Source organism: Streptomyces rubiginosohelvolus (assembly GCF_014649875.1).
In the GTDB taxonomy this organism is placed as follows: domain Bacteria; phylum Actinomycetota; class Actinomycetes; order Streptomycetales; family Streptomycetaceae; genus Streptomyces; species Streptomyces rubiginosohelvolus.
Genome location: NZ_BMTW01000001.1, coordinates 1,266,320 through 1,278,394 on the forward strand (window position 1 = coordinate 1,266,320; position 12,075 = coordinate 1,278,394).

At 70.9% G+C, this 12,075-nt stretch carries 8 protein-coding genes; 3 read left to right on the forward strand and 5 right to left on the reverse strand.

Going from position 1 to position 12,075, the window contains the following annotated elements:
• Window positions 1-22: 22 nt before the first annotated feature.
• The 4 genes from cydD to hisC all read right to left on the reverse strand — a co-directional run bounded on the left by cydD (window position 23) and on the right by hisC (window position 7,539).
• Window positions 23-3,547 carry a thiol reductant ABC exporter subunit CydD gene (gene cydD, locus IE134_RS06085; RefSeq protein ID WP_189429795.1) on the reverse strand — a complete coding sequence of 1,175 codons (3,525 nt, stop codon included), beginning with the start codon at window positions 3,545-3,547 and terminating at the stop codon, window positions 23-25.
• 86 nt (window positions 3,548-3,633) lie between these two features.
• Window positions 3,634-4,635 carry a cytochrome d ubiquinol oxidase subunit II gene (gene cydB / locus IE134_RS06090; RefSeq protein WP_189429797.1) on the reverse strand — a complete coding sequence of 334 codons (1,002 nt, stop codon included), beginning with the start codon at window positions 4,633-4,635 and terminating at the stop codon, window positions 3,634-3,636.
• Between the two features lie 16 nt (window positions 4,636-4,651).
• Window positions 4,652-6,163, reverse strand: a complete 1,512-nt coding sequence (locus IE134_RS06095; RefSeq protein ID WP_030707362.1) for a cytochrome ubiquinol oxidase subunit I — start codon at window positions 6,161-6,163, stop codon at window positions 4,652-4,654.
• Between the two features lie 296 nt (window positions 6,164-6,459).
• Entirely contained in the window at window positions 6,460-7,539 is a 1,080-nt protein-coding gene (hisC, locus tag IE134_RS06100; RefSeq protein WP_030707364.1) for a histidinol-phosphate transaminase, read from the reverse strand.
• Between the two features lie 405 nt (window positions 7,540-7,944).
• Between hisC and IE134_RS06105 the strand changes: the two genes are divergently transcribed.
• From IE134_RS06105 to IE134_RS06115, 3 genes are all read left to right on the forward strand, one after another.
• Window positions 7,945-9,057: a LacI family DNA-binding transcriptional regulator gene (locus tag IE134_RS06105; RefSeq protein ID WP_189429799.1), complete on the forward strand. Its 1,113-nt coding sequence runs from the start codon at window positions 7,945-7,947 to the stop codon at window positions 9,055-9,057.
• A gap of 159 nt (window positions 9,058-9,216) precedes the next feature.
• Window positions 9,217-10,314: a metallophosphoesterase gene (locus IE134_RS06110; RefSeq protein WP_256986754.1), complete on the forward strand. Its 1,098-nt coding sequence runs from the start codon at window positions 9,217-9,219 to the stop codon at window positions 10,312-10,314.
• Window positions 10,315-10,518: 204 nt separating this feature from the next.
• On the forward strand, window positions 10,519-11,349 hold the full coding sequence (locus IE134_RS06115) for a hypothetical protein (RefSeq protein ID WP_030707368.1): 831 nt from the start codon (window positions 10,519-10,521) through the stop codon (window positions 11,347-11,349).
• A gap of 91 nt (window positions 11,350-11,440) precedes the next feature.
• Here the strand turns inward: IE134_RS06115 and IE134_RS06120 are convergent, their stop codons facing one another.
• On the reverse strand, window positions 11,441-11,797 hold the full coding sequence (locus IE134_RS06120) for a DUF805 domain-containing protein (protein ID WP_030707370.1): 357 nt from the start codon (window positions 11,795-11,797) through the stop codon (window positions 11,441-11,443).
• Between the last annotated feature and the right edge of the window lie 278 nt (window positions 11,798-12,075).

Below are 12,075 nucleotides of genomic sequence, written 5' to 3' on the forward strand. Positions count from 1 at the left end.
GGCCACCTCCGTCCCCACCGCCCTACACCCCCGCCCCCACCGTGTCCCGCTCGCGCTCCAGCATGCGGCGCAGCGGCCCGTCCTCGGCGGCGAGTTCGGCGTACGGCCCGCGCTGCACGACCCGGCCCGCGTCCAGCACCAGCACCTCGTCGACCGCCTCCAGGCCGGTCAGCCGGTGGGTGATCAGGACCGTCGCGCGCCCCCGGGTCGCGGCCAGCAGGTCGGCGGTGAGGGCGTCGGCGGTCGGCAGGTCGAGGTGTTCGGCGGGCTCGTCCAGGACGAGTACGGGGAAGTCGGCGAGCAGCGCGCGGGCCAGGGCGAGGCGCTGGCGCTGGCCGCCGGAGAGCCGGGCGCCGTGTTCGCCGACGGCCGTGTCGAGGCCCTCCGGCAGGCCCCGCACCCAGTCCAGGAGCCGGGCCCGGGAGAGCGCGTCGCGCAGGTCGGCGTCGGTCGCCCCGGGCCGGGCCAGACGCAGGTTCTCGCGGATCGTGCTGTCGAAGACATGGGCGTCCTGGGCGCACAGCCCGACCGAGCGCCGGACCGTGTCCGAGTCCAGGGCGGACGCCTCGACGCCGCCGAGCCGGTACGTCCCCGACGAGGCGTCCAGGAAGCGCAGGAGGACCTGGGCGAGCGTCGTCTTGCCCGATCCGGAAGGTCCCACGACGGCGATGCGCCGTCCGGGCGTCAGCGTCAGGTCGAGCGAGGCCAGCGCGTCGTGCCCGGCCCCCGGGTAGCGGGCGCTCAGCCCGCGTACCTCCAGCGGGAAGGGCGAGCCGGGCTCCTCGGCCGGGGTCCGGGGCTCCTGTACGGGTACGGGGGCGTCCAGTACCTCGAACACCCGCTCCGCGCTCCGGGCGACCCGCTGGCGGTACTGCACGGCGAGCGGTAGCCCGGCGACGGCCTCGAAGGCGGCGAGCGGGGTCAGCACCACCACGGCGAGCGCGACCCCGGACAGCCGTCCGTCGTTGACGGCGGGGACGCCGACGGCCACGGCGGCCACCACGGTGAGCCCGCAGACCAGGGCGGAAAGACCGCCGCCCAGCGCCGTCGCGGCGGCCGCCCGGGAGGCGATCCGGGTCAGGAGGGTGTCGGCCGCGCGCAGCTGCTCCTGCCGGGCGGGCAGGGCGCCCGCGACGGTCAGTTCGGCGGTGCCGCCGAGCAGGTCGGTGACCCGGGTGGCCAGGGTGGCGCGGGCGGGCGCGAGCTGACGCTCCGTACGGCGGGCGCAGGCACCGCTGACGAGCGGGACGCCGACCCCCGCGAGCAGCAGGCCGATCGCGAGGATCACGCCTGCCTCGGGGAGCAGCCAGCCGGTGAACCCGGCGGCGGCGGTCCCCACGACGACGGCGGTGGACGCGGGCAGCAGCCAGCGCAGCCAGTAGTCCTGGAGCGCGTCCACATCCGCGACGAGGCGGGACAGCAGGTCCCCGCGCCGGGTGGTGCGCAGACCGGCGGGGGCGATGCGTTCGAGGCCCCGGTAGACGGCGACGCGCAGGCTTGCGAGGAGCTTCAGTACGGCGTCGTGCGAGACGAGCCGCTCGGCGTAGCGGAAGACGGCCCGCCCGATGCCGAAGGCGCGGGTCGCGGTGACCGCCATCATCAAGTACATGACCGGCGGCTCCTCGGAGGCGCGGGAGATCAGCCAGCCGGAGACCGCCATGAGCCCCACGGCCGACCCGACCGCCAGACTGCCCAGCAGCAGGGCCAGGGCCAGCTGTCCCCGCTGGGCCCCGGCCGACGCGCGGACCCGGGCGAGCACCCGTCCCGGGCGGGTCCCGGCCGGCGCGGGGGAGCCGAGGGACTCCATGGGGCGGGCGGTCGGCAGTTCGCCGCCCGCGAAAGGCTCCGGGACGGCGGGGCCCGGCGCCGCGAGACCCGTGACGGGCTCCCCGTACGCCTCCGTACGGGCGTCGGTGCGCGGCTCCAGCGCCACCACACGGTCGGCGACCGCCAGCAGCGCCGGGCGGTGGACGACCAGCAGCACGGTCCGCCCGGCGGCCAGCCTCCGTACGGCGTCGACGATGCCCGCCTCGCTCTCGCCGTCCAGGCTCGCGGTCGGCTCGTCCAGCAGCAGGAGCGGCCGGTCGGCGAGGAACGCCCGGGCGAGGGCGATGCGCTGACGCTGGCCCGCCGAGAGCCCGGCGCCGTCCTCGCCGAGCGGGGTCAGCATCCCGTCCGGCAGGGCGGCCACGAAGTCGTACGCGCCCGCGTCCCGCAGCGCCGCGACGACCGCCTCGTCGTCGGCGTCGGGCCGGGCGAGGCGGACGTTCTCGGCGATCGTGCCCGCGAAGAGGTGGGGGCGCTGGGGGACCCAGGCGATACGGCTCCGCCAGCGTTCGGGGTCCAGGTCCGCGAGGTCCCGCTCCCCGACCCTTACGTGCCCCTCGTCGGGCCGGGCGAAGCCCAGGATCACGTTCAGCAGGGTGGACTTGCCGACACCGCTCGGGCCGACCAGGGCGACGGTCTCCCCCGGCTCCACGGTGAGGGACGCGGCGTCCAACGACGATTCGGCACGGCCCTCGTGGCGTACGGTCACGTCCGCCAGATCCAGGCGCAGCGTGTCCGGGACGTCCTCGGTGCCCGAGGTCCGGGGTTCGGTCTCCAGGACCGCGAAGATCTCCTCGGCGGCCGAGAGTCCCTCGGCGGCGGCGTGGTACTGCGCCCCGACCTGGCGGATCGGCAGATACGCCTCGGGGGCCAGGATCAGGACCACCAGGCCGGTGTAGAGGTCGAGCTCGCCGTGGACCAGCCGCATGCCGATGGTGACGGCGACGAGGGCCACCGACAGGGTCGCCAGCAGCTCCAGCGCGAAGGAGGAGAGGAAGGCGATCCGCAGGGTGCGCAGGGTGGCCCGGCGGTAGTCGGAGGTGATCGTGCGGATCGACTCGGCCTGGGCCTTGGCCCGCCCGAAGACCTTCAGCGTCGGCAGCCCGGCGACGACGTCCAGGAAGTGGCCGGAGAGCCGGGACAGCAGCTGCCACTGACGGTCCATCCGGGACTGGGTGGCCCAGCCGATCAGGATCATGAACAGCGGGATGAGCGGCAGGGTGACGACGATGATCGCCGCCGACACCCAGTCCTCCGTGACGATCCGGGCCAGCACCGCCACCGGCACGACGACCGCGAGACCGAGCTGCGGGAGGTAGCGGGCGAAGTAGTCGTCCAGTGCGTCGATCCCCCGGGTCGCCAGCGCGACCAGCGAACCGGTGCGCTGACCGCTCAGCCAGTCGGGGCCCAGCCGCGTGGCCCGCTCCAGGAGCCGGCCGCGCAGTTCGGACTTGACGGCCGCGCTGGCTCGGTGGGCGGCCAGTTCGGTGAGCCAGGCGACCAGCGCCCGGCCGATCGCGACCGCTGCGAGGAGAAGGAGGGGGGTGCGCAGGTCGGTGACCGTGAGCCCGTCCTCGAAACCGCCCACCACGATCTCGGCGATGAGCATCGCCTGGGCGATCACCAGCAGGGCGCCGACCAGGCCGAGAGCCACCACGGCCGCCAGGAAGAGGCGGGTGGCCCGTGCGTGGTGGAGCAGACGCGGATCGATCGGTTTCACGTGAAACATCCCCCGGCGGGGTCGGTGAGCTCTGCGGGATCGGGAGCTGCCGCAGGCCTCGCGGGGCCTGCGGCAGCTCACCGGAGTCAGTGCGCGTCGGCGATGTGCTGGGTGCCGATGCGCTTGCGGAAGACCCAGTAGGTCCAGCCCTGGTAGAGCAGCACGACGGGCGTCGCGATGCCCGCGCACCAGGTCATGATCTTGAGCGTGTACGGGCTGGACGAGGCGTTGGTGACCGTGAGGTTCCAGGCGTCGTTCAGCGAGGACGGCATGACGTTCGGGAACAGCGTCAGGAAGAGCATCGCGACCGCCGCCGCGATGGTCACGCCCGAGAACGCGAACGACCAGCCCTCACGTCCCTTGGCGATGGCGCCGATCGCGGCCAGCAGCGCCACCACCGCCACGATCAGGGCGCCCAGGCTCCAGCCGTTCCCGTTGTCGGCCTGGGTCCAGAGCAGGAAGCCCAGCGCGAGGACCGCGGTGACCGGCCCCAGCTTCAGCGCCAGGGCGCGGGCCCGGACCCGGATGTCGCCCGCCGTCTTGAGGCCGGCGAACACCGCTCCGTGGAAGGTGAAGAGGGTGAGCGTGACGAGCCCGCCAAGGATCGCGTACGGGTTGAGGAGGTCCCAGAAGTTGCCGACGTACTCCATGTCGGCGTCGATCTTCACGCCCCCGACGATGTTCCCGAACGCCACCCCCCACAGCACGGCGGGGATCAGGGAGGTCCAGAAGATCGCGGTCTCCCAGTTCGTCTGCCACCGCTCCTCGGGCCGCTTGGCGCGGTACTCGAAGGCGACGCCCCGCACGATCAGGCAGAACAGGATGATCAGCAGCGGTAGGTAGAAGCCGGAGAAGAGGGTGGCGTACCACTCGGGGAAGGCGGCGAAGGTCGCGCCGCCCGCGCTGAGCAGCCAGACCTCGTTGCCGTCCCAGACGGGCCCGATCGTGTTGATCAGGACCCGCTTCTCCTTGCGGTCGCGGGCCAGCAGTTTGGTGAGGACCCCGATACCGAAGTCGAACCCCTCCAGGAAGAAGTAGCCGGTCCAGAGGACGGCGATGAGCACGAACCAGACGTCGTGGAGTTCCATCTCTCAGCTCCTGTGCTCAGTACGAGAAGGCCATCGGCCGGTCGGCGTCGTCTTCGTCGTGGCCGCCGATCTTCGTGGGCGGGTTGAGGTCGTCCTCGGTGAGTTCCGGCGGCCCGGCCTTGATGTACTTCACGAGCAGCTTCACCTCGATCACGGCGAGCACCGCGTAGAGCAGGGTGAAGACGATCATCGAGGTGATGACCTCGCCCTGCGAGACACCGGGGGAGACCCCGGCACGCGTCTCCAGCACGCCGTAGACCACCCACGGCTGGCGGCCCATCTCGGTGAAGATCCAGCCCCAGGAGTTGGCGATCAGCGGGAAGAGCAGCGTCCAGAGCGCGACGAGCCAGTAGAGCTTGGTGAGCTTCGGGCTCAGCGCCTTGTTCCGGAAGAGGACCAGATGCGGCACCTCGTCCTCACCGGTCCGCAGCGCCGGTGGCAGCAGGAACTTCTTCCGGGTCAGCCAGAGCCCCAGGAGGCCGAGGCCGAAGGAGGCCATCCCGAAGCCGATCATCCACCGGAAGCTCCAGAACGCGACCGGGATGTTGGGTCGGTAGTCGCCGGGCCCGTACTTCTCCTGCGACTCCTTGTTGATGTCGTTGATGCCCGGGACATAGGAGTTCGGGTCGTTGTTGGCGAGGAAGGACAGCACCCCGGGCAGCGAGATCTCCACGGAGTTGTGGCCCTCGCTGACGTCCCCGTACGCGAATATCGAGAAGGGCGCCCGCTCCTGGCCGTCCCACAGAGCCTCGGCGGCGGCCATCTTCATCGGCTGCTGCCGGAACATGACCTTGGCGAGGCTGTCGCCGCTGACGGCGGTGAGCAGTCCGGCGACCACCACGGTGATCAGCCCCAGGCGCAGCGAGGTCCGCATCACCGGGATGTGCCTCTTGCGCGCCAGGTGGAACGCGGCGATACCGACCATGAAGGCCCCGCCGACCAGGAACGCCGCCGTGATGGTGTGGAAGAACTGGGTGACCGCGGTGTCCTGGGTGAGCACCCGCCAGAAGTCGGTGAGCTCGGCGCGGCCGCGCTCCTCGTTGATCCGGTAGCCGACCGGGTGCTGCATCCAGGAGTTGGCGGCCAGGATGAAGTAGGCGGAGAGGATCGTGCCGATCGAGACCATCCACATGCAGGCCAGGTGGATCTTCTTCGGCAGCTTGTCCCAGCCGAAGATCCACAGACCGATGAAGGTGGACTCGAAGAAGAAGGCGATCAGCGCCTCGAAGGCGAGCGGAGCGCCGAAGATGTCGCCGACGAAGCGCGAGTAGTCGGACCAGTTCATCCCGAACTGGAACTCCTGGACGATGCCCGTGACTACGCCCATGGCGATGTTGATCAGGAACAGCTTGCCCCAGAACTTGGTCGCCCTGAGGTACTTCTCCTTCTCCGTCCGCACCCACGCGGTCTGCAGGCCGGCGGTGAGCGCGGCGAGCGAGATCGTCAGAGGGACGAAGAGGAAGTGGTAGACGGTGGTGATGCCGAACTGCCATCGCGCCAGGGTCTCCGGCGCCAGAGCTAGGTCCACGTCGTCAGTCTCCTTACATCGCCGTGGTCACACCGGCACTATGCCCCTTTGATTCCCCTGATTACGGGAGAAAGCGGGGCACGCTTGTGAACGCGTTCACATTCACAAGCAATTATGGCGCACACACTTTTGGAGCCTTCGCCGGGGGTACCCCTTTTCGGTCCCCACCCCGCGCCACCAGGCTCTCGGCCCCCTGCGGCCGGGCCTCCGCCGCACGCGAAGGGCCCCGGACCTCGTCGATCGAGGTCCGGGGCCCACCCGGCCGTACCGGCGGCGCCACAGCGCGCCGCGAAGCCCTACAGCTCCGCGCGGAACGCCTCCGCCGCCTTGAGGAACAGGTCGTTGCCCTCGGTCTCGCCGATCGTGACCCGTACGCCCTCGCCCGCGAACGGGCGGACGACCACACCGGCCCGCTCACAGGCCCCCGCGAAGTCGAGGGTCCGCTCGCCGAGCCGCAGCCAGACGAAGTTCGCGTGCGACTCCGGCACCGTCCAGCCCTGCCGCGCCAGCTCCGCGCTCACCCGGGCGCGCTCGGCGACCAGCGAACCGACCCGGCCCAGCAGCTCGTCCTCCGCGCGAAGTGAGGCCACCGCCGCGTCCTGGGCGAGCTGGCTCACCCCGAAGGGGACGGCGGTCTTGCGCAGCGCCGCGGCCACCGGCTCGTGCGCCACGGCGAACCCGACCCGCAGCCCGGCCAGGCCGTACGCCTTGGAGAAGGTCCGCAGCACGGCCACATTGGGCCGGTCGCGGTAGATCTCGATGCCGTCGGGCACGTCGGCGTCGCGGATGAACTCCTTGTACGCCTCGTCCAGGACCACCAGCACATCGCTCGGCACCCGGTCGAGGAACCGTTCCAGCTCCGCCCGGCGCACCACCGTGCCGGTGGGGTTGTTGGGGTTGCAGACGAAGATCAGCCGGGTCCGGTCGGTGATCGCCTCCGCCATCGCGTCCAGGTCGTGCACATCCCCCTCGGTCAACGGGACCTTGACCGAGGTCGCGCCGCTGACCTGGGTGATGATCGGGTACGCCTCGAAGGACCGCCAGGCGTAGATGACCTCGTCACCGGGGCCCGAGGTGGCCTGGAGCAGCTGCTGGGCCACCCCCACCGACCCCGTTCCGGTGGCGAGGTGCGAGAGGGGCACACCGAAACGCCCGGCCAGCTCGTTCATCAGGCCGGTGCACGCCATGTCCGGGTAGCGGTTGAAGTTCCCCGCGGCGGCGAGCGCCGACTCCAGGACACCCGGCAGCGGCGGATAGGGGTTCTCGTTGGAGGACAGCTTGTACGCGACCGGTCCGCCGGCCGCCGCAGGCTTGCCCGGCACATAGGCGGGAACGCCGTCCAGCTCGGCGCGCAGCTTGGGGCTCGTCTCGCTCACCGCAGGTCCTCCTCGACCGTCCGTTCACAGCAATACTGCACACCCTATGAGGATTGGCCCCCGCTGCGAATGGCCCGAGCGGGAAATCGACCGCAGTGCCCGGGAATGGGACCTCCCCCGGGGCCGGCCGGAGGGCTCCGCCCGGGGGAGCGTTTCCCGTTCCGGCGCGCGCCGGTGGCTCGCGCCGTGGCGCGCGTCCCCCGAAGTGGTGAGTTGAGACCTCTTCGAGACATCGCACATTCAGCAGGCTGCCACCCTTCCCTACCTGACACACGCATGCAGTAACCTTCAACTGCCTTGCATCGAAAGGAATTTGATGGGGCGTGACCTTGCAGAAACGTGCCTGTCAACGTGCGCATATGCGACCGGACCGACCACCCCTCGGAGCCCTACTATCGGCTCGCCATGACAGCAGCAGGGAAGCACCAGGTGAGCCGGACGGAGACACCCCGGCGCAGCGGCCGGCCAGGACGGGCGGGGATCCGTGACGTGGCCGCCGCGGCCGGAGTCTCGATCACGACCGTCTCCGACGCGCTCAACGGCAAGGGCAGGCTCCCGGACGCCACCCGCCGCCATGTCCGCGAGGTCGCCGAGCGCCTGGGCTACCGCCCGTCCGCCGCGGCCCGAACCCTCCGTACGGGCAAGTCGGGGCTGATCGGCCTGACCGTGACCACGTACGGGAATGAACCTTTCACCTTCACCGAATTCGCGTACTTCGCGGAGATGGCGAGAGCCGCGACCTCCGCGGCACTGGCCCGCGGCTACGCCCTCGTCATCCTCCCCGCCACCTCCCGGCACGACGTCTGGTCGAACGTCGCGCTCGACGGAACCGTCGTCATCGACCCCTCCGACCAGGACCCGGTCGTCACCGAACTCGTCCGCCAGGGACTGCCCGTCGTCTCCGACGGCCGCCCGGCCGGGACGCTCCCCGTCACCGCCTGGGTCGACAACGACCACCGGGCCGCCGTGCTCGACCTCCTCGACCATCTCGCCGCCGCCGGGGCCCGCCGCATCGGCCTGCTCACCGGCAACACCACCGACACGTACACCCGGCTCTCCACCACCGCCTACCTCCACTGGTGTGAGCGGATCGGCCAGGATCCCGTCTACGAGTCCTACCCGGCGCACGACCCCTGCGCGGGGGCGGTCGCCGCCGACCGGCTGCTCGCCCGCCCGGACCGCCCCGACGCGGTCTACGGGCTCTTCGACCCCAACGGGACCGACCTCCTCGCGGCGGCCCGCCGCTACGGGCTGCGCGTCCCCGAGGACCTGCTGCTCGTCTGCTGCAGCGAGTCCACCGTGTACGCGGCCACCGAGCCGCCCATCACGACGCTCTCGCTGAAGCCCCGCCGGATCGGCACGGCCGTCGTCCAGCTCCTCATCGACGCCATCGAAGGGGTCGAGCACGACGGTCCTGTGGAGCAGGTCATACCGACGGAGCTCATCGTCCGGACCTCCTCGCAACGCCGCCCACCGCGCACCACGGTCAGCGCGCCGCGCTCCCCCAGCGGGGATTGATCGTCTCTTATCGGACCAATCGGCCGGTGAACCGTGCGTGCGCCCGGATTCACCACCCCTGGTGCGTCACACAGATCGATCCGCATTCCTATGATGGGCGCACGACACCGCGGACCACCTCTACCAGGCAGGGCCCGTCAGGTGTACGGCGGCGCGACGGTGGTGGAGGGGTCGATGACTCAGGGGGCCGGTCAGGAACCCGTGGTGCGGACGGCGACGTTGCGTGACTTCCGGGTTCCGCCGTACGCGCAGACACCCGTGCCACCGCAGGCTCAGGGGGCGCCCCCTTCCCCGGTGCCGCACCCCGGGAACGCCGTCGTGGGAGACGAGCAGCCGGAGGGCTACACCCCGACCGAGCGGGACCTCCCGGTCATCCGCCGCGGCGACACGGTCCAGGTGCAGACGGTCGCCGAGCCGCGCCCCGCTTCCGACGACGGCCGCGGCCCGCTCTTCGTCGTCGGGGACGTCCACGGCTACCTGGACGAACTGCTGGCCGCCCTCGGCGAGCAGGGCCTCATCGACGCCGACGGCAACTGGGCCGCGGGCAACGCCCGGCTGTGGTTCCTCGGCGACTTCACCGATCGCGGCCCCGACGGCATCGGGGTCATCGACCTCGTCATGCGGCTCTCCGCCGAGGCGGCGGCGGCCGGCGGCTACTGCAAGGCCCTGATGGGCAATCACGAACTGCTGCTGATCGGCGCCAAGCGGTTCGCCGACACCCCCGTCAACTCCGGGGCGGGCACCGCCACCTTCCAGGCGGCCTGGCTGCTGAACGGCGGCCAGAAGACCGACATGGAGCGCCTCCAGGACGTCCACCTCCAGTGGATGTCCCGGCTCGACGCGGTCGTCGAGGAGGACGGGCATCTGCTGATGCACTCCGACACGACGGCCTACCTCGACTACGGTTCCACCATTGAGGACGTCAACGACACGATCACGGCCATTCTCACGCGTAACGACGCCGACGAGTGCTGGGACCTCTTCCGCAAGCTCACCAAGCGGTTCGCCTTCCGGGACGAGGGCGGCTCCCAGGCGGTGCGCGAGCTGCTGACGACGTACGGTGGACAGCGCGTCGTCCATGGTCACAGCCCCATTCCGTACCTCCTGGGCGAGGTCGGAACGGAGGAGGGCGAGGACAGCTCGGGTCCCGTGATCAACGGTCCGCACGTGTACGCGGACGGCCTCGCCATCGCCATGGACGGCGGAGTGACCATGGCCGGAAAGCTGCTGGTGGTCCAACTCCCGTTGCATGACTGACCGTCGGCGGGGAAGGCGCTTCAGGTTCAGCCCGCGCCGACCTCGCCGATCGCCGGGCCCGTCACCGGGCCCAATTCTGGAAACACCCTGTCACCCCTTGCCGTGAGCGCTCTATCCTCGGCCTATCAGTGGCAGGCTCTCCTCCGTTTCCGCCCGATCGCCCGGTCCAACGCGGGCAGCCGGGCACCGACGGAGCATCGGGGGATGCAGATGACAAGCGCTCCGCACCTGCTGGCCGAGGACGGACCCGAGTACGAGCGGATCCTGGGCGACGCACTGCGCCACGCCCACGAACGCCCGGACCTGGAGGGCGTCGGGGACCGGCTCAACACCGAACAGCTGCGCACCATGGCGCTCGGCGCCACGGCGCTGATCACCGCGGCCGCGGCCACCGAGTACGAGCACTACATCAAGGCCCGCGGCGAACTGCGCCGCACTCCGGACGCCGAAGGAGCCGACGGGCTCCCGGGCCTGGACGGACCGCAGAGCACCTCGGCCGGATCGGGCGCGGGGATAGGTGCGGTCATCACGGTCCTGACCCCGCTGCTGGCCGGCACCGCGGCGCTCATCTTCCTGCTCGTCGGCTATCTGCTGAAGGCGGTCAGCCCGTCGCTGACGTTCGGCCGCACCATGGTCACGGCCGGGTGGTTCTTCGCCTGCGTCGCCGCCGCGGCAATCCTCGTCGCCGCCGTCGGACTGCTCGTCACCGCCCTCCGCAACGGCGCGACGTCCCTGGCCGCCGAGGAGGAGGAACAGGAGCTTCCGGAGGAGGTCGCGCGGGCCAGGGAGGCGTGGCGCCACGCCCTGCTGGAGCGCGGCATCCTCCCGTTCTTCCGGGACGCCCTGGCCGACCCCACCGCGGGGCCCGCCGCGCGGACACCGCACCGTTCGCCCAACCGCATCCCGAAGGTCGGGTACAGCAGGCCGGACTTCTCGGGCCCGGACGACGGCCCGGCGGCCGGCCCCCGGCCGACCTTCACCAGCCCCGACTTCACGAGCCCGGACTTCGGCGGCCCTGAGCACCAGCCGGACTGAGCCCGACGCACGGTCCCGGACACACCGCGGGCCGGGGCGGCAGATGCCGCGCCCGGCCCGGGGGACGCTCCGGACGGACCGGAGCGGTGGATCAGATGGCCTGCGGAGACAGCTTCGGGTTGACGCCGTGCTCGTTCGTCTCCGGCTTGCCCTCGGAGGCGAGGAAGACGAGCAGGACGATGGCGCCGACCAGGGGGACGAGCGCGATCAGCAGCCACCAGCCGGAGCGGCCGGTGTCGTGCAGACGGCGAACGGCCACCGCGAGCGCCGGGATGAGCGTCGCGGCGAAGTAGATGTAGTACGGAACCTGCGTGTCGATCGCGAAACCGACGATCTGCAGCACCACGGCGATCACGAAGTTGATCAGCGTGAACATCCAGTACTCCTTGCGGCGCGCACGTCCGCTGAAGCCTGCGTAGTTCTTGAGTACAGCCAGGTACCAGTTCATGGTGTTTCCCTCCCCGGGCCCCCGTTCCGGAGGCCGCCAACTTTCAGCCAAGCAAGCCGGAAAGTAAGCCACAGATAAGGAACGGGTCAAGTCAGGTTGACCCGTTCCCGGAACGTACACAGAGCTGCCGCACGACTGTGTCCATACTGTCGCTTAACAAGCCCAGGAAACATCTCAAATCCCCACAAGAGCAACAAAGTTACCCAGAGAACCTCAAATCGCCCGACGCCGCGCATCGGTGAAGGACGGGGGCACCGCGCCCTCGCAGGTGACGGACA